The sequence below is a fragment of the Metaclostridioides mangenotii genome, assembly GCF_018917235.1.
In the GTDB taxonomy this organism is placed as follows: domain Bacteria; phylum Bacillota; class Clostridia; order Peptostreptococcales; family Peptostreptococcaceae; genus Metaclostridioides.
In genome coordinates, this window is sequence record NZ_JAHLOF010000005.1 from 99,706 (window position 1) to 117,690 (window position 17,985).

Genomic DNA, 17,985 nt, shown 5'->3' on the forward strand with positions numbered 1-17,985 from the left:
ACTCCCTCCAAAATTTTATTATTATAGTTTACTAAGTTTTTTTATACAATTTTTTAAATCTCATTTCTTATTTACCTCCTTAATTTTATTTTATTTTATTAATGTTAAGGATGTTTAAAAACAGAGTTAATCAATAGTTAATATTGTTAAACTAATTTATACTATCAAACAAATATACTTGTAATATTAAAGAATTAACACTAATTTATTAAATCTTATAATAATTTATAACTCAATTAATATTTATTAGTCCCTAAGATATAATTAAAAATTCGCAACTAATTGTACCGATACAATCACTATAAACGTCCAAATTTAGCCAAATTTATTGAATAAATAAATTTGTTGTAATAATATTTAATCAATTGATTGCAATCACGTTAACTAAAAATTTTATTTTGGAGGATTATTATGAGCAATAGATATGAACTAAATAAAAACTTAGCACAAATGTTTAAAGGTGGAGTAATAATGGATGTAACAAATGTTGAGGAAGCTTTAATAGCTCAGGAAGCAGGAGCATGTGCTGTTATGGCCCTTGAGAGGGTTCCTTCTGATATAAGAAAAGATGGCGGAGTTGCAAGAATGTCAGATCCTAGTATGATTCAAAAAATACAAGAAGCTGTAAGCATTCCTGTTATGGCAAAAGTTAGAATAGGACATTTTGTCGAGGCTCAAATTCTTGAAGCGTTAGAAATAGATTTTATAGACGAAAGTGAGGTATTAACACCAGCAGACAGAATTTACCATGTAAATAAAAATGATTTTAAAGTCCCTTTTGTATGTGGCGCAAGAAACTTAGGTGAAGCTCTTAGAAGAATTGGAGAAGGTGCATCGATGATCAGGACTAAAGGCGAAGCAGGGACTGGCGATGTTGTTGAAGCAGTAACTCACATGAAAACAATGAATTCAGATATTAAAAAAGTTGTATCCCTAAATGAAGATGAACTTATGAATTCTGCAAAAGAATTAGGAGCACCTTTTGAACTCATAAAATATGTACATGAAAATGGAAAGCTACCTGTTGTTAATTTCGCCGCAGGTGGTATAGCTACACCAGCAGACGCAGCTCTTATGATGCAGCTAGGATGTGATGGTGTTTTCGTGGGATCTGGAATATTCAAATCTGATAATCCACATAAAAGAGCAGATGCAATAGTCAAAGCTGTTACAAATTACAATGATCCTAAATTATTAGCAGAAATCTCTAAAGATCTTGGTGGAGCCATGAGCGGAATTTCTGTATTAACTCTTCCAGAAGAAGAAAAGTTAGCTGTAAGAGGTTGGTAATATGAAAATCGGTGTACTTGCTATGCAAGGTGCATTCCATGAGCACATTGCAATTTTAAAAAAACTAAATGTAGAGACTATAGTAATTAGAAATAAAGAGCACTTAAAAGATATCAATGGAATAATACTACCAGGGGGAGAAAGTACGGCAATTGGAAAATTAATAGTTGATACCGATATAAAAGATATGCTTAAAGATTTAATAATATCAGAGATACCAGTATGGGGAACTTGTGCAGGAATGATTTTATTAGCTAACAAGATATCTGGTGAAGATTACACTCATATTTCTACTATGGACATTGAAGTTGTAAGAAATGCATATGGGAAACAACTTGGAAGCTTCAGGACGAAATCTAAGGTCAAAAACCTTGGAGATGATATTGATATGGTATTTATTAGAGCACCTTATATAAAAAGTATTGGTAAAAATGTTGAAATACTCTCTGTAGTGGATGAAAATATTGTTTCAGCAAGAGAAAAAAACATGCTAGTTACATCTTTTCATCCAGAGCTTACCAATGACTTGAGATTTCATAAGTACTTTATTGGTATGGTAAATAAAAATAATAGGTTAATTGTAAATAATAGGTTAATTGTAAATAATATCTAGTAAATTCATTTGATTTTTAATTCTCTATATTATATTATTTTATATACATTAATATATAAATAATATGGAAATATTTTCTAGGAGATGTAGCAATGGATTTTAATATAATTATAGAGAATTTTGTAATTAACTACGGAGTCGTGAGTATATTTATACTCGTTTTTTTAGAGTACGCCAACTTCCCTATACCTAGTGAAGTTATTCTTCCCATGATAGGAGTTGTAGGTAAGGAATATAATATAGATATATTTTTACTTATACTTTTATCTACTGTGGCCGGATTATTCGGATCTATTCTAAACTATTGGATTGGATATCATTTTGGTGAAAAAGTTATAAAATACATAATTAAGAAATTTCCCAAGACTAAAAAATCGATATCTGCTTCAAATAATTTTATGAGGAAATACAGTAAACTATCTGTATTACTTACTAGATTTATTCCAATAGCTAGAACTGCGATATCTTTGGTCGCGGGTGTAGCAAAAATGAACTTGGTTGAATTTATAGTTTTTTCAACTCTTGGAATATTTATATGGAACTACATATTGATAACTGGCGGTACAATTTTAAGCGATTTATTTAAGTTAGAACTGATATCATTTGAATTAATATTATCCGTAATACTAGCGATAACAATAATTTGGTTAATTAAAAAACTTGTAAACAGCTATAGAAATCAAAAATAAAAAGATGCTTTTTAAGCATCTTTTTTTCTAGCTAGTATTATCCAGTTAACACCGAACTTATCTTTTAAATTCCCATACATAGGACTGAAAAAACTTGGTGCCACCTCAGAAAGCACTTCTGCTCCAACTTTTAGATTGTTAAAACAAGTAACTACTTCATCTTCTGAATCAAGCTTTAATACTACCGATATATGATCACCTACAGTTAAATTATGATAGTCGCAAAAACTAATTACAGACCCTTTAATATTCATTTCTCCATGCATTATAAGATCTTTCATAGACTCATAGTCTTTATCATCTTTACTCAATATATCTTTATACGTCAAAACTGCTTCATCTTTACCATCTAAGGCTTCTTTATAAAACGCCATCGCCTCTTTACAATTTCCATTAAACATAAGATATACTTCAACCATTTTAATATCCTCCATATCTCTTGTATAAAAAGTATATTTATCATCTTCCATAAATTTTATACAATAAATAAGTATTATTATTTATACAGCAACGTTAATCTATATTTATAATAACACAAATATTCTTACCCTTTTTAGCTTCAAGAAATTTAATTTAATTTATTTAGTAGAATTTAAGCTATTTTTATATTATAATTTTATTAGTTATAAATTAGGAGGTATCATATATATGGAAATCAAAAGATATGAAGGAACTGGAAGAATGAGTAGAGCTGTTGTGCATAACAACACTGTATATCTTTGTGGACAAACTCACGCTGAAGGTGACGTAAAAGAGCAAACTGCAGAAGTATTAAAGAAGATAGAAGATCTATTAAATAAGTATGGATCTGATAAAAATCATATATTATCAGCTAACATTTATCTAAGAGATATGAAAGATTTCGCAGACATGAACTCAGTTTGGGATGCTTGGATAGAAGACGGAAACGAACCAGCAAGAGCTTGTGTTGAAGCTAGAATGGCCAGAGAAAGCTTACTAGTTGAGATAACTATAGTTGCTGCAGTTAAATAGTTTGTAGTAGCCTTATTTACTACATGTTAAATCTCTATAAGGATTTAAATATAAAATTTTTGATAGTGAGTATCAGTAGATGCTCACTATTTTTATGTGTCTTATTAACTTTCCTTATTTTTTCTAAACTTAACCACAAAACCGGATTCAAAGCTGAGATTATTGTAATTGCATTAAGAACATTAATGTACTAATAAAAACTTAAAATAATAAATTCTAAAATTTATAACAAAAAGCCATCTATAATAATAGATGGCTTTTTAGGGCTAGCGTATACTTGTATTTTATACAAGCTCCCACTGATACTAAGTATATATCAATACTTTATATTTGTAAATATTATTTTATTATAACCTACATTTCTTCTCTACTATTTATTTAAATATCTATTTTTATTTAGTTTTAATCTTTTGAATATTTATTATATCAATTCATATCCCCTCGTACATTAAATTTTTAAAAAAAGCTTGCGCTATCAAAATGATAATTATATAATATATTCATTATTATCATTTTGATAATAACAAATATACGAAAGGTGGTGAGTAACATAAACTTAGATGTCATTATTAAATACATCCCACTTTACATTCAGTCTGCAAAGATTACAATCATACTAGGAGTTCTCGGAATTTTACTTGCACTCATAGTTGGATTAGTATGTAGCTTCATTCGTTATTATAAAGTTCCTGTACTTGATAAAGTTATAGGAATCTACATTGAAGTATCTAGGAATACTCCGCTATTGATACAATTATTCTTTATGTACTATGGACTTCCAAAATTGGGATTAAAACTTCCAGCAGAGGTCTGTGCAATTACTGGATTAGGTTTTTTAGGTGGTAGTTATATTGCTGAAGCATTTAGAAGCGGGCTAGATGCTGTGGGTAAATCGCAGTTGGATGCAGGTGAAAGCATAGGTCTTACAAGATTTCAACTTATGAGATATGTTATATTTCCTCAAGCTATGGCAATATCTATTCCAGCTTTAGGAGCAAATATAATATTTCTCCTTAAAGAGACTTCTCTCTTTAGTGCTGTGGCAATTGCAGATCTCACATTCTTGGCAAAAGATTTGATCGGTATTTATTATGATACCAATGAAGCATTATTTTTACTTATAATCTCTTATCTTATTATTTTACTGCCATTATCCATTACTCTTACATTTTTAGAAAGGAAGTTGAGATATGCCGGTTATGGGTTATGATATTTTATTTAAAGGCAAAAACATGGATAGAATCTTAACTGGTCTTACGGTTACTCTAGAAATTGCAATTTTTTCAATCTTAATATCAATTATTGGCGGAATTATATTTGGAGTTATCATGACGAGTAAGAATAAGATTGTAATACTTGTTAGCAGGATTTACCTTGAAGCAATTCGTATTATTCCTCTTTTAGTATGGTTATTTATTTTTTATTTTGGAATAACAAAGCTAATAGGTATCCACATTGACTCTTTTCTTATATCTCTTATTGTATTCTCTATGTGGGGAATAGCAGAAATGGGAGATATTGTAAGAGGAGCTATAACATCTTTACCTAAACACCAAATAGAGAGTGGAAAAGCAATTGGTCTTACAAAGAATCAAATATATCTCTACATCATCATTCCACAGGCAATCAGAAGAATGATACCTGCAGCAATTAACCTTTCAACTAGAATTATAAAAACCACCTCTTTAGTGGTTTTGATTGGAGTCGTAGAAGTACTAAAGGTAGGTCAGCAGATTATCGAATCCTCTATTTTATCTAACCCAAGCGCTCCACTTTGGGTATATGGGTGGATTGCAGTTCTTTATTTTATACTCTGTTTTCCTATATCTATCGCATCAAAAAAACTCGAAACAAAATGGGGGGATTAATTATGGAAGTTATAGAGATTAAAAAATTACAGAAAAGCTACGGTGATAATGAAGTATTAAAAGGAGTATCCCTTAATATCCACAAGGGAGAAGTCGTAGTGATTTTAGGGCCTTCTGGATGTGGAAAAAGCACGTTACTTAGATGCATAAATGGACTAGAAGAATTTCAGTCTGGAAGCATTAGCCTAAATGGTGACTTGATGAATACTAAACAAACTCCATGGCATTTGCTGAGACAAAGAATCGGTATGGTTTTTCAAAGTTATGATTTATTTCCGCATATGACAGTTCTAGATAATATCATGCTAGGTCCTGTAAAAGCTCAAAAAAGAAATAAAGATGATATTAAAATTCAGGCTATAAATTTACTAAAGAGGGTTGGTCTAGAAGATAAAACCAATTCATATCCAAGACAGCTTTCGGGAGGTCAAAAGCAAAGAGTGGCGATTGTCCGTGCATTATGCATGAATCCAGAAATAATCTTATTTGATGAGGTAACTGCAGCCCTGGATCCAGAAATGGTTAGAGAAGTTCTAGATGTAATTTTAGAGCTATCCAATCAAGGTATGACGATGGCTATTGTAACTCATGAAATGAAATTTGCAGAAGCAGTAGCAGATCGAATTATTTTTATTGATGATGGAATCATAGTTGAAGAAAATACACCGAAAGAATTTTTCAAAAGCCCTAAAACAGAGAGGGCTGAGAAGTTTTTAAATATATTTAATTTTTAATGGGAGGTTTTTATGAAAAAATCAATAGCTATATTTACTTTATTATTTACTTTAGTTTTAACAATAGGTCTAGTAAGTGGATGCAAAAATGTAACAAGCCAAAAAGAAAGTAAATCTTCTTTGGAACAAATTAAAGAATCCGGTAAAATTCGTATAGGAGTATTTAGTGACAAAGCCCCATTTGGATATATCGATGAAAATGGAGAACCTCAAGGGTATGATGTTTATTTTGGTAAACGTATCGCTAAAGACTTACTTGGTGATGAAAATGCCGTAGAGTTCGTATCTGTGGAAGCCGCAAGCCGTGTTGAGTTTTTAGAAACAAATAAAGTAGATATTATTCTTGCTAACTTTACAGTAACAGATGAAAGAAAGGAAAAAGTAGACTTTGCTCTACCATATATGAAGGTAGCACTTGGTATTGTAACTCCAGATGCAAGTCCTATTACAGATGTTTCTCAATTAAAAGGTAAAAAGCTTATTGTGAATAAAGGTACAACTGCAGAAACTTATTTTACAAAAAATTATCCAAATATAGAACTTTTAAAATATGACGAAAATACAGCCGCTTTCAACGCACTTTTGGATAAAAGAGGCGATGCAATAGCGCATGATAACACTTTACTTTTTGCATGGGTTACAAAAAATAAGGGGTATACTACAAGTATCGACTCACTTGGGAGTGTAGATACAATTGCACCAGCAGTTAAAAAAGGTAATAAAGAACTTGTAGAATGGTTAAATGAAGAAATCAAAACTTTAGGAAAAGAGAACTTCTTCCATTCTGATTACGATGCGACTTTACTTCCAGTTTACGGTGACGCCGTAGATCCTGAAAGTGTTGTTGTAGAAGGTGGCGAAATTAGTAAATAGAACTTAGATCAATAATCTTTGAGTAAATACTATGTTTTGTTTAAACACATAAAATTGATAATAGAATAATATAAAAAGGCGATATCTATGAATAGCTATCGCCTTTTTTATATTATTAATTGTTGTAATACAGTTTCGCTTATAATCCGTTTAAAACATCATCTGGAATTACAAACTCTATAGCTCCCATATATCCTGGTGCGACTTCGTATTCGTCAAATGATATAACTAATTGGTTTTTATCATTTATATAAAAGTCTTGATTCTTATCTATCTTAGAGAAGTTTTCTAAACCGCCCTCATCTTGGTCAATGAAGTAAACTTTATTAGAATCCTTTTTCATTTGCTCCCTCATTTGTACTTTTATATTTTGGCTAATTACATCTATATATTTTTCATCTTTAAACAGCATTGGAAGTGTTAAAATTATTTTTTTATTTTTATCAATATTATAATGTTTCTTTGTCGTATAACCAGATGCCTCTATTTCTAATTTTTCCATTTCTATTGAAAGTCTATTATTAGTTTCACTTTTAACTACATAGTCTGTGCTAACGTATTTGTTATTTACTTTATTTAAATTTACTTCTTTATTTAGCTCTTCATATAATTTTCTACCTTCATTATTGAAGTTTTCATTTATTCTTTTTTCTAAATTTTTATCATCTAACCCTTGTATTTCTGGAACTTTTATTCTTGCATCATAACCATCTTTTTTTATAATGTACTCCCTTACCGTAACAAGTTTCACTAAATGTGATAATACTGGAACCTTTGAGATTGTCTCTGCAAATGCAGGACTTACGTTTATCAATAAAACAAAGCTTAAGATAGATACTAATGCAACATTTAATCTTCTTTTAAAACTATATTTTTTTTTATTTTCTAATTTAATATTTTTTATCTGCTCATCAATGATAGAATACAAGTTTTCTGGTATAGGAGTGCCCATATACTCTTTTTTTAGTTCGTTTAATCTTGTATTACTCATAATAACCTCTCCTCTCATTTTCGATTTTAATTCTTAATTTTTTTAAACCTTGATACAACCTCGTTTTAATTGTATTTACATTTTCATCTAAAATATTTGCTATCTCCTCTATCTTCAGATCTTCAAAAAATCTTAGGACAATGACAATGCGATATTTTTCTGGTAGATCATCTAAATTCTTTTTTAAGTCAATATCTGCATGTTTATCATGACTTTCTAACGATTCAAGATGATCTATTTCTAATAAGTCGCCATATTTTTTATTTTTTCTTAAAAAATCAATACTCGAGTTTACAACTATTCTATAAAACCAAGTTTTTATATACTTACTTTCTTTTAAATTTTCTACAGAATTTAATGCTTTATATATTGCATCTTGCAAAATATCCAATGCATCTTGTTCATTTCTAACATAACTGTATGCAACTCTATAAAAATTTTCACGATTATCTATTATAAACTCTTCTACTTTTTTTCTTTTTAGAGTTTTGAACACTTTTTTGACCTCTCTTTCTTAATCATTAATACAAATAATACATTCAATTATTAGACGCTAATATTATATATAAAAGTTTTAAATTTAATAAAAAATTCACATTACAAGTATTTTTTAAGTTAATTTTCGTATTTTTTTATTAGCATATAACTAGCCTTCAGCCTATTTTTGTATTATTTACATATCTTTACAGTAAAAAAACACTATTTTATATGTTAGTATAAATGCACAGGGTACCCCCACACTAAAGGTTACAATTTAGTAACAATTTTAGAATTTTTAAATTACGAGGTGTTTTATAATGAGAAGAGATATACCAACAAAATTAAAGACTTTATTAGCTTTAGGAGTAGTAACTATAGCAACAGCTTCTAGCGCTGTTCCTGCGAGTGCATTATCTCTTGAGAATTGCGCAAATGTGAATACTAATAAGTCAGTATGCAGTAACGCTAAATATAAATATTCAGCAAAGCCAAAGTGTTCATTAAAACCTGAACTAAAACCTTGCAAAGATAATTCTTGCACAATTAAAGATCAAGATAAGAATGACTGCAACAATGGCTTAGGAACTAATTGCAAGCCAGGAAATAACAACGATAATGATAATAACTCAGGTAATACTACTAATCCTGGTGATAACAACGACAATAACTCAGGTAACACTACTAATCCTGGTGATAACAACGATAATGATAATAACTCAGGTAATACTACTAATCCTGGCGATAACAACGACAATAACTCAGGTAACACTACTAATCCTGGTGATAACAACGACAATAATGCAGGATCTACTACAGGAAACTTCTCTGCTTACCAAAAAGAAGTTGTTGATTTGGTAAATGCAGAGAGATCTAAACAAGGAGTAAAACCTCTTACTCTTGACGCAGAAGTATCAAGTGTAGCTACAAAAAAATCTCAAGATATGATCGATAAAAATTATTTTGACCACAACTCTCCAACTTATGGTTCTCCATTTGATATGTTAAAACAATTTGGAATAAGCTATAAGACTGCAGGTGAAAATATAGCAATGGGTCAAAGAAATCCTAAAGAAGTTGTAAATTCATGGATGAACTCAGAAGGTCACAGAAAAAATATTCTAAACGGAAACTTCACTAAAATAGGCGTTGGTGTTGCACAAAACAGCAATGGTCAAATTTACTGGACACAAATGTTTATCGGATAATTTTATTTTCTCCCAACCCCAACTACATAAAAACCCTTAGTATAATGGTTTAAATCATTACTAAGGGTTTTATTTTTTTATTAAAACTAATATACATATCATAAATACCATTATGAAATTAGAAAAATTAATTCTAATTTTTGTATGATATATATTTTTAAACATTAAAGAAATGTAATGGAGGAGATATGAAGAAATATAAAAAAAGAATACTAATTCCCATATCTATTTTAATAATAGTTATACTTGTAGCAGGATTTTATATGGGCAATATGTTTTACAACCTAGCACTAAATCCAAACACAGATAAGTCAACAGTACTTAATGCACCTCACAATTCAATAGATAATGAAGCTGACGTCGATTCTTCCGGAGAGAAAGAACTACTAGATAGCGAAAAATGGCTCAAAGACAGCGGGTTCAATAATCAATATATTCAATCGTACGATAATCTCAAACTTCACTTCTACAGTATAAATAACGCTGAGAAAACAAATAAATACGCTATTATATGTCATGGGTATGGAGGTCAAGGCTCTCTTATGACTAAGTCAGCATCTCGTTTTTACGATATGGGATTTAATGTTTTACTCCCAGATGCTAGAGGACAGGGAAAAAGTGAAGGAGAGTATATTGGTATGGGCTGGCATGACCGACTTGATGTAGTTTCTTGGATTAACGATATTGTAAAAAATAATCCAAACGCCGAAATAGTTCTATATGGTGTATCTATGGGTGGTGCTACTGTAATGATGACTTCCGGTGAGGAACTACCTAAGAATGTAAAGGCTATCATAGAAGACTGTGGTTATACATCTGTATGGGATGAGTTTTCTTATCAACTAAAGGAGATTTTTAATTTATCTTCTTTTCCTATTATGAATTTTTCATCTGCAGTAACAAAAATTCGTGCTGGATACACACTTGAAGAAGCTAGTGCTATCGATCAAGTTGCTAAGTCTAAAACACCTATGATGTTCATTCATGGTGACAATGATACTTTTGTACCTTCTTCAATGTTCAATGAAGTTTACGAAGCTGCAAATGTACCTAAAGAAAAGCTCTATGTAAAAGGTGCTGGTCATGGCGAAGCTGCAAGTGTAGCTGGAGAAATGTATTGGGAAAAGATTGAAAACTTTATTAATAAATATTTAGATTAGTTTGTTTAACTAAATTAATTAAAAGGAGCATCTATTTAATAAGATGCCCCTTTTTTAAAAATTATTCTTGTACTCCTGTTTCAACCGGATTTGCTGGATCATTACTCCAACCAATCCATCCATCACTGTATAGAGAATACTTCTCAACACCCATTACATTTGCGAAAGTCATTACTTCTGCTGCTCTCCATCCGCTCCCACACATAAATATAAGATGTTTGTTCGTATCAATTTTTGACTTATCCCAAAGTGCCTTTATCTCGTCTGCATTTCTCATTGTGTTATCAATATTACGATAATCTTCTAAAGTTGTAGCACTTGTACCTGAATATCCATAAACTGCTCCAGGTATACGTCCTTTTTTATCATGGTAACTGTAACCAGAGATTTTACCCTCAAATTCCTCTTTAGTTCTGTCATCAACCAATGTATACTCTGGATTTTTTAAATGTTCTTTAAGTTCTGGTATTGTATCTATTAAATCTGGATTTGCCGGTATAGATGAACCAAAATCTGTACCTGGAGCTTTTTTATTAGATTTAGTTTCTAATTCATATCCAGCTGAAACCCATGCATCATTACCACCATTTAAAACTCTTACATCATTTATACCAATATATCTAAGTACAACCGCAACTCTGTAAGATGCCATTGGATCTGGACCTGTTACTATTACAGAATCATCTTTTGTAAATCCATAATCTAAAGCAAATTTTTCAAGATCCTTATCATTTGCCAGCATCCACTCTGGTGGAGGTTCTATAGTATCTGTATTTATATGAACGCTAGTAGGAACATGTCCTTTTAAATAAGATTCTTTTTCTTCTCCCCAACTAGCTTCTACTACCTTAACATTTTTAGCATCTTTAAAAGTATTAGGCGTTTTTCCATCTACAACTTCTTTCACAACTTTTGCTGGAACTATTAATTCGTAGTTTTCATATAATTTCATTGGCAATTTATTATCATTAGCCCATTCTTTTACATCATATGTATATATATTTTTATAACCTTTCTTTGAAAGATAATCTGCCACTTTATTTGCATCCTTACCATTAGCATCGTATAAAACTATGTTTTTGCCAGTATTAATACCTTTAGTTTTTAATGCTTCATCAAGTATCTTATCTTTGTCTTTGTTGTCTACTGAAAGCCAATTTGCAGAAAAATCAACTGCTCCGTCTATATGGCCTCCTCTTTTTTCACCATCTAATACCCAACCATTATAAGAGTCATTCAGTCTAGTATCTACCACTACCCAAGATTTATCATCTAGATTTTCTTTCAAATCTTGTGTAGTTATAGTTTTATAAGCATCTGATCCCTCGTCCTTTTTTGCTTCTTCCTTACTACAGGCAGCAAACGAAAATACCCCTATTACAAGTATTACGCCTAGCAGCAATTTTTTTGCAGATTTAATTTTCATTTCTATCCTCCTATTTAAAAAATAATACAATTGCCTAAGACTATAGTAAAATAAAGTATATAAAATAGAAATAAAAATAGAAAATAACAATAATCATTCGACAAACTATTGTTATTTCATATAATATTCGACTTTATTTTTAATAATTTAATTTTATAATCATTTATAAAAAAGCAATTGCCTCTTCTCTTGTCATAAAGAAATGTATCCCCTCAGTGGAATCATTCCATCGATCATCATTAAAACCACTTGGAATAACCCACTCTCCCACACGGTACTTAAAATTACCATCGGCATAAGAAACCGCCTCATCATATGATTCTTTGTAATCAATACTCTTTATTGAAAGAACTTTTGCCTTGTTACATCTACACGCATTATATGTAGCTGAACATCTTTTAGCATCCGCGGGTATTAATAGTTGAACAACTCTAAAGTTAAAACATTTTTTCCAACCAATAAAGGCTCCTTCTTCAGGGCAAGCCATATTATAGTACTTTGTATTCTCATCAAATACTATATCCTTAATTACTGCACCTTCTAAGTTTGCTCCAAACAAATTAGCACCTTCTATATTAATTCCGGTCAAGTTGCAATTTCGTAAATTAGCTCCACTTAAATTAGTATTTTTAAAACTCGACCTTGAAAGATTAATATTATGAAAATCTATACCTTGTAAATCCATTTTATCAAAACAAACTTCATTAAGATCAATTGCCTCTTCATCTCTTTTTTCTAATATTGCTAGTAATTCTTCTTGAGTTATTATTCTCATAAAAATAAACATCTCCATATCTTATATAGATTAATTTGTATGCAAAATTTATTTAAATCTTACTGTTAGTCTTTTACTCAATTCTACCTTCTACTAATTATATAATATCAACAATTAATTAAAGTGAATATACCTAACAATAAAATTCTGACATTTGTTTATCTACTTTATAAAAGAAACACCCAAAGAATTTGGATGTTTCTCAATTAAAGTTCATTATTGTTATAGCAATTTTTTATTATCTATCTCCTATTGCTTTATTTGTCTGAGTTAATCTCTGAGATATCTTAACTGCCGTTTCGTATCTATCTTCCCCTGCTACTCTCTCTTTTTTATCTACATTTAAGTTGTTCTCTATATATTTTGATACAGAATTGTATCCCCCACCTATTAGTATATTTTTTATTGACCATTCTGATATTTTATCTTCTGTTATATTTATAAGTTTATCAGGGGTTGTTAGCATTATTGGTGACTTGAACTTTGAAGCCAAACTATTTATAGTTATACCATCAGGGAAGTCAGTACCATCGACTAAAATCATATCTGAAGTATTACCTGTCAATTTTCTAACCTCTGCTCCTATTAGTTCTGCTGTTTCATATCTATCTACTCCACCTAATCTCCTTATATTTGAATCACCCAGACTATTATCTACATTTTTTGATACTGAATTATAACTTCCTCCTATAGTCACATTTTTGATTGACCACTCTTTAAATGAATCTTTTGTAGTATTAACTAGTTGATCTGGTTGAGTTATAAGAATTGGAACCCTTTTTAGAGATGCAAGTGTTGATATTGTAATTACGTCAGGAAAGTTTGTTCCATCGACTAACATTACTTCATCTAAATTTCCTGCTAAAGATCTCACTTCAGCGCCTATTTTTACTGCTGTTTCATATCTATCTACACCTGCAACTCTTCTTACCTTGTAACCATTTAATTGCTCTATAACTTTATCTGAAACTGAGTCCGTTCCTCCTGAAATAATAACTTCACTAACACCTAATCTTTTTATTTCTTTTATAGTTTTCTCATCAATTGAATCTCTTGTAGTTAAAAGAATTGGACAATTTTTTTCATTGCCTAGTACAGTAGCAGTAAGAACATCTGTATACTTCTCTCCGCTTGCTAAGATCACAGATTGCATTGTATTTGGTGGATCAACTGTTCCTCCCCCACCGCCTCCTGTGCTACCTCCATCTTTCTTCCATACTGCATATAGTACCAAATTTTCTGGTAAGTGTGTTATTTCTTTACCTTCTTTATATTGTACATCAGGAGATGTTGCATCTGGATTTGTTGACCACCCTAAAAAAATCTCATCGCCCTTAAGTAAATTTAAATCTTCTTTTGACTTTATTTTATTATTCGCATCTATGTAATTTACATCGTAGTATTTATTAGTATTAGTTCCCTCATAATATTTAGTACCATTATAATGAGTTAACTCAGGTAGAGTAAAAGTCCCACCATTTGCGTCGTATTTAATCCAAGATATTTCTACTGAACCAACATCTGTGTTTCCTCCAGTTCTCGGTAACTCTCTTTGGTCTTTATCATAGTTTGTGGAATCAGCAACTTCATCTGCAAGTAATTCAGGAGCAATAGGAATTGAAGGAATTACAATACGATCTTCTTCATAACCAGCTTTAATACCACTATAATTATCTACTAGGGCAACTTCTGATTTTCCAAATACATCTTCGATTGTTATATTTGACTTTGTCCCATTGTCAAATCCTATATTACCACCAAGATTATCTCCAACGTTGCTTGGTTGATCTACATTGTTATAGTTCTCATATATCGTGGATATATTTCCCACGAATATGTTATTTTTACTATTAGAACCAGACATATTTGTTGCATAACCTGAGCCAGCTATTGCACCACCTCTATATTTTGCCTTATTTTTTATAAAGCTATTATTCTCTAAATTAACAACTGCTTTTCTTCCTTCAAATAGGCTACCATTCGCGTAAAATTGAATTGCTCCACCATTTGATATAGTATCATCTAAACCTTGAGCTTCATTCATATAGAATGTATTATTGGCTAACTTAATACCACTAATTAAATTACTATTAGTTTGTATAAGTATAGCCCCTCCATCATCACCAGCTATATTTTTATAGAAAGTATTACCCTCTATATTTAATGTACTTCCTTGTACAATATTAAAAAATGAAAGTGCACCACCATCTGCTAATTTTATTTTGTTTACAGATGCATCTTTTACAGCTTCGTTTTCAGCGAAATATGAATTATATATATTAATTACTGCTGTACTACTAATCATATTAAAACTTATAGCTCCTCCTTCTCCACCAAAATTACCAGTTCCTGCAACAGTAGTTTTATTTCCCTTAAAAACACAATTGTTAACTTTTAGCTTTCCCCCAAAACCTTTCGCAGCTATTGCTCCACCATCATATCCTGATCCATTACATATGTTATTCTCAAAAGTCGAATTTATTATATCTACATTTGAAGCACCACCCAATAATATAGCACCACCGCTATCAAACTTTGTACGTTCAAATATCTGAACATTATCTAATATAATCTTAGCGGTTGAATAAATATTAAAAGCCCTGGATTCAGTCGCTTGAGTAAATTTTAGATTTTTGACTATAATTGATCCATTTCCTGATCCATTAATAGTTATATTACCAGATGTGAAAACTTTATTTTCTCCATCTATTGTAATATTTGTGTCGTTTGTCTTATTGATATTAACTTTATCAAATATAAAATCATCTTTCAATTTGATAATATCTCCATCATTTGCTGAATTAACTGTATCAGCTAGTTCATCAGGTGTACTTACACCTATTTCTTCACCAGATATGTCTTTTATAAAAACTAGTGATAGTAACAGAAATAGAAACGTAATAACTAAAAAATACCTTTTTTTCGAATTGAAAATTATCATAACATTTACCTCCTTTTGTGATATGCTAATATAATAAATTTAATTATAGTTAAATTAAGAATTTATGTATATTATTCCATTTATTTTTAAAATATTATAACATTAGATATTAAAAAAAGAGGTTCAATGTTGTGAATCGCTATTTTTTTGTAGTGAATAAATTATTCCTAATACAAAGTTTGTTATAGTATAGGTACTCAATCAGAGGTGATGCTAATTTATGAACCTTCATCCTAAGTTTAAAATCAATGAAGATGCATTTTCTTGCGGAGCTACGACGCAAATTCAAATTGTTTTAGAAGCTTTAGTTAAAGATAAATAGTAGTATATAAAACAAAAGTGAATATTTATAATTAACTTCAATGGGTTTATATAGTAAAAGAAGCCGATAGCAGTTACTATCGGCTTCTTTTATTAGTGTGGCATAACATCAGATGGAATTGCTGCTGATACATATTTTTTTACCACCTAAAGTATTTGAATGTTCTTTGCTCATATTTTGAACTAACTCAGGGTTAGTTAAAATATCATAGGCTGTTAACGCAATTGTATAAGGAAAATCTCTCTGATATACTTACTGCTGTTATGTAATAGAAATAAAAAGTGTGTTTACACATAAATAGATTATATATAAACACACTTTATTAAAATTAATAAAAATATATTGAAATATTATTTTATAGATCTTTTTCTTCTAAATTATTAAAATTGCTGTCTGACCTAAGGATACTTTCTAAGGATTTATACTTTGTTACAAAAGCACTATTTTTATCTCCATTACTTGTTGTATATTGAGCATAGTTCCCACTTGGACTTACAGCAAAGTTGTAGTAATCTGAATAAACATTGTATAAATCCTCAATCTCATCTACATAGTTATCTAAATCTTCGCTACCCTTAGGTACTTCCTTAAGCCTTATATATAAAGCTAGTATATCCTCATCTAAATTTTGAGCTTTCTTAATTTTATCATCTTGATCAGACATAGCATTTAGAATAGCTTCATCAATATCAGCTCCATGTTTTCCTTCAAATATATTTTCATACCAATACTTTTGAATTGTGTTGGTTATACCCTCTATATTTGCTCCGGCATCTATAACTTTATAAGTAAAGTTTTCAAAATCATCAATATATTGCTCTCTATCTTCTCTTTGCATTTCAATTATAGCTTGCTGCCTTTTCTCTTCCTCTATTTGCTTTTTCTCATTAACAAAGATCACTGAAAAAGCTATTATCAGTATTATACCTATTACCCCTACTATAATATTTATCTTTTTCTTCCTATATATCGGGTCTTCTTTAACCTTTTTGCCACATTTCGGACAAAATATTTGATTTTCTGAAACTTCCTCGCCACAAGACTTACATAAATTCTCATTCGTTTCATTTACTGCATCAAAAAACTCTGCATCTGGCATATTTTTGTACTCGGTGTTTTCTTCAATATCTAAAGAAGTAACCTCAATATCGTCATTATCATTATTAGGTTGCTGTATTCCATAACCATTATTAATTATGCTTTCTTCTAATTCTTTTTCAGTCTCAACATTTTCTTTTATTCCAACAGGTTCCGATCCTTCTGTCTCTTTATTTTCATTATCATTGTCCATACCTTCAACCAGCTTATCCTCATCTTCTCTCATAAAAGATCCCCCATTCTTTTTATTCGTTAAAAATCTTTGTAATATATATTTTCCCTCTTATTATATATATTTTCCTAGCGTACAATTTGTACTTTGTACATAATAATAGACAAGCTCATTTTAACAATAAAAATAACATCTATAGATTTAAAGAATAAATCTATAGATAAATAAAAACATAAATAATTTAAATCATTTTTATCCTCTATAATAATTTACATCCAAGTAAAAATAAAAAATACGATATATTAAAATTTAATAGTATATCGTATTTTATAAGTTAAATTCTTTTTTAAAACTT

General features: G+C 30.2%; 17 protein-coding genes. 10 read left to right on the top strand and 7 right to left on the bottom strand.

Annotated elements, in window-relative coordinates; all coding sequences use genetic code 11:
- Positions 1 to 408 precede the first annotated feature (408 nt).
- The 3 genes from pdxS to KQI18_RS08875 all read left to right on the top strand — a co-directional run bounded on the left by pdxS (position 409) and on the right by KQI18_RS08875 (position 2,592).
- Positions 409 to 1,290 (top strand): pyridoxal 5'-phosphate synthase lyase subunit PdxS, encoded by an 882-nt coding sequence (gene pdxS, locus KQI18_RS08865; RefSeq protein WP_330654390.1) that lies wholly within the window; start codon positions 409 to 411, stop codon positions 1,288 to 1,290.
- 1 nt (position 1,291) lies between these two features.
- A complete protein-coding gene (gene pdxT / locus KQI18_RS08870) occupies positions 1,292 to 1,903 on the top strand; it encodes a pyridoxal 5'-phosphate synthase glutaminase subunit PdxT (protein ID WP_216467434.1) in 612 nt (203 codons plus the stop codon).
- A 92-nt stretch (positions 1,904 to 1,995) separates the two neighbouring features.
- Entirely contained in the window at positions 1,996 to 2,592 is a 597-nt protein-coding gene (locus tag KQI18_RS08875) for a DedA family protein (protein WP_216467435.1), read from the top strand.
- Positions 2,593 to 2,603: 11 nt separating this feature from the next.
- On the opposite strand, the gene KQI18_RS08880 is transcribed toward KQI18_RS08875, so the two are convergent.
- The gene (locus KQI18_RS08880; protein ID WP_216467436.1) at positions 2,604 to 3,011 is read right to left on the bottom strand and encodes a VOC family protein; all 408 of its coding nucleotides are present in this window, start codon (positions 3,009 to 3,011) and stop codon (positions 2,604 to 2,606) included.
- Positions 3,012 to 3,240: 229 nt separating this feature from the next.
- On the opposite strand from KQI18_RS08880, the gene KQI18_RS08885 reads away from it, so the two are divergent.
- The 5 genes from KQI18_RS08885 (at position 3,241) to KQI18_RS08905 (ending at position 7,060) form a co-directional block, all read left to right on the top strand.
- Complete coding sequence (locus tag KQI18_RS08885) at positions 3,241 to 3,585, top strand: RidA family protein (RefSeq protein ID WP_216467437.1); 345 nt, start codon at positions 3,241 to 3,243, stop codon at positions 3,583 to 3,585.
- Positions 3,586 to 4,126: 541 nt separating this feature from the next.
- Positions 4,127 to 4,795 (top strand): amino acid ABC transporter permease, encoded by a 669-nt coding sequence (locus tag KQI18_RS08890; RefSeq protein WP_330654388.1) that lies wholly within the window; start codon positions 4,127 to 4,129, stop codon positions 4,793 to 4,795.
- Complete coding sequence (locus tag KQI18_RS08895; RefSeq protein WP_216467438.1) at positions 4,776 to 5,453, top strand: amino acid ABC transporter permease; 678 nt, start codon at positions 4,776 to 4,778, stop codon at positions 5,451 to 5,453. The genes KQI18_RS08890 and KQI18_RS08895 overlap by 20 nt, the downstream gene beginning before the upstream one ends.
- A 2-nt stretch (positions 5,454 to 5,455) precedes the next feature.
- Positions 5,456 to 6,187 (top strand): amino acid ABC transporter ATP-binding protein, encoded by a 732-nt coding sequence (locus KQI18_RS08900; RefSeq protein ID WP_216467439.1) that lies wholly within the window; start codon positions 5,456 to 5,458, stop codon positions 6,185 to 6,187.
- Between the two features lie 12 nt (positions 6,188 to 6,199).
- Positions 6,200 to 7,060: a cysteine ABC transporter substrate-binding protein gene (locus KQI18_RS08905; RefSeq protein ID WP_216467440.1), complete on the top strand. Its 861-nt coding sequence runs from the start codon at positions 6,200 to 6,202 to the stop codon at positions 7,058 to 7,060.
- A 139-nt stretch (positions 7,061 to 7,199) separates the two neighbouring features.
- Here KQI18_RS08905 and KQI18_RS08910 read toward each other — a convergent pair whose 3' ends face one another.
- Positions 7,200 to 8,051, bottom strand: a complete 852-nt coding sequence (locus tag KQI18_RS08910) for a DUF3298 and DUF4163 domain-containing protein (protein ID WP_216467441.1) — start codon at positions 8,049 to 8,051, stop codon at positions 7,200 to 7,202.
- Complete coding sequence (locus KQI18_RS08915; protein ID WP_216467442.1) at positions 8,044 to 8,547, bottom strand: sigma-70 family RNA polymerase sigma factor; 504 nt, start codon at positions 8,545 to 8,547, stop codon at positions 8,044 to 8,046. The genes KQI18_RS08910 and KQI18_RS08915 overlap by 8 nt, the downstream gene beginning before the upstream one ends.
- Positions 8,548 to 8,848: 301 nt before the next feature.
- On the opposite strand from KQI18_RS08915, the gene KQI18_RS08920 reads away from it, so the two are divergent.
- Together KQI18_RS08920 and KQI18_RS08925 are read left to right on the top strand one after the other, a co-directional pair.
- Positions 8,849 to 9,736 (top strand): CAP domain-containing protein, encoded by an 888-nt coding sequence (locus KQI18_RS08920; protein ID WP_216467443.1) that lies wholly within the window; start codon positions 8,849 to 8,851, stop codon positions 9,734 to 9,736.
- A gap of 188 nt (positions 9,737 to 9,924) precedes the next feature.
- The gene (locus KQI18_RS08925; RefSeq protein WP_216467444.1) at positions 9,925 to 10,896 is read left to right on the top strand and encodes an alpha/beta hydrolase; all 972 of its coding nucleotides are present in this window, start codon (positions 9,925 to 9,927) and stop codon (positions 10,894 to 10,896) included.
- A 61-nt stretch (positions 10,897 to 10,957) separates the two neighbouring features.
- Here KQI18_RS08925 and KQI18_RS08930 read toward each other — a convergent pair whose 3' ends face one another.
- From KQI18_RS08930 to KQI18_RS08945, 4 genes are all read right to left on the bottom strand, one after another.
- Positions 10,958 to 12,322 (bottom strand): rhodanese-like domain-containing protein, encoded by a 1,365-nt coding sequence (locus KQI18_RS08930; RefSeq protein ID WP_216467445.1) that lies wholly within the window; start codon positions 12,320 to 12,322, stop codon positions 10,958 to 10,960.
- A 163-nt stretch (positions 12,323 to 12,485) separates the two neighbouring features.
- Positions 12,486 to 13,097: a pentapeptide repeat-containing protein gene (locus KQI18_RS08935; protein WP_216467446.1), complete on the bottom strand. Its 612-nt coding sequence runs from the start codon at positions 13,095 to 13,097 to the stop codon at positions 12,486 to 12,488.
- 238 nt (positions 13,098 to 13,335) lie between these two features.
- The gene (locus tag KQI18_RS08940; RefSeq protein WP_216467447.1) at positions 13,336 to 16,038 is read right to left on the bottom strand and encodes a cell wall-binding repeat-containing protein; all 2,703 of its coding nucleotides are present in this window, start codon (positions 16,036 to 16,038) and stop codon (positions 13,336 to 13,338) included.
- Positions 16,039 to 16,715: 677 nt separating this feature from the next.
- A complete protein-coding gene (locus KQI18_RS08945) occupies positions 16,716 to 17,684 on the bottom strand; it encodes a zinc ribbon domain-containing protein (RefSeq protein WP_216467448.1) in 969 nt (322 codons plus the stop codon).
- Between the last annotated feature and the right edge of the window lie 301 nt (positions 17,685 to 17,985).

What these genes read in the sequence shown, in the direction of transcription:
- pdxT (WP_216467434.1), top strand. Translation starts at nt 1,292, where the DNA reads ATGAAAATCGGTGTACTTGCTATGCAAGGTGCATTCCATGAGCACATT.
- KQI18_RS08875 (WP_216467435.1), top strand. Translation starts at nt 1,996, where the DNA reads ATGGATTTTAATATAATTATAGAGAATTTTGTAATTAACTACGGAGTC.
- KQI18_RS08880 (WP_216467436.1), bottom strand. Translation starts at nt 3,011, where the DNA reads ATGGTTGAAGTATATCTTATGTTTAATGGAAATTGTAAAGAGGCGATG.
- KQI18_RS08885 (WP_216467437.1), top strand. Translation starts at nt 3,241, where the DNA reads ATGGAAATCAAAAGATATGAAGGAACTGGAAGAATGAGTAGAGCTGTT.
- KQI18_RS08895 (WP_216467438.1), top strand. Translation starts at nt 4,776, where the DNA reads ATGCCGGTTATGGGTTATGATATTTTATTTAAAGGCAAAAACATGGAT.
- KQI18_RS08900 (WP_216467439.1), top strand. Translation starts at nt 5,456, where the DNA reads ATGGAAGTTATAGAGATTAAAAAATTACAGAAAAGCTACGGTGATAAT.
- KQI18_RS08905 (WP_216467440.1), top strand. Translation starts at nt 6,200, where the DNA reads ATGAAAAAATCAATAGCTATATTTACTTTATTATTTACTTTAGTTTTA.
- KQI18_RS08910 (WP_216467441.1), bottom strand. Translation starts at nt 8,051, where the DNA reads ATGAGTAATACAAGATTAAACGAACTAAAAAAAGAGTATATGGGCACT.
- KQI18_RS08920 (WP_216467443.1), top strand. Translation starts at nt 8,849, where the DNA reads ATGAGAAGAGATATACCAACAAAATTAAAGACTTTATTAGCTTTAGGA.
- KQI18_RS08925 (WP_216467444.1), top strand. Translation starts at nt 9,925, where the DNA reads ATGAAGAAATATAAAAAAAGAATACTAATTCCCATATCTATTTTAATA.
- KQI18_RS08930 (WP_216467445.1), bottom strand. Translation starts at nt 12,322, where the DNA reads ATGAAAATTAAATCTGCAAAAAAATTGCTGCTAGGCGTAATACTTGTA.
- KQI18_RS08935 (WP_216467446.1), bottom strand. Translation starts at nt 13,097, where the DNA reads ATGAGAATAATAACTCAAGAAGAATTACTAGCAATATTAGAAAAAAGA.
- KQI18_RS08940 (WP_216467447.1), bottom strand. Translation starts at nt 16,038, where the DNA reads ATGATAATTTTCAATTCGAAAAAAAGGTATTTTTTAGTTATTACGTTT.
- KQI18_RS08945 (WP_216467448.1), bottom strand. Translation starts at nt 17,684, where the DNA reads ATGAGAGAAGATGAGGATAAGCTGGTTGAAGGTATGGACAATGATAAT.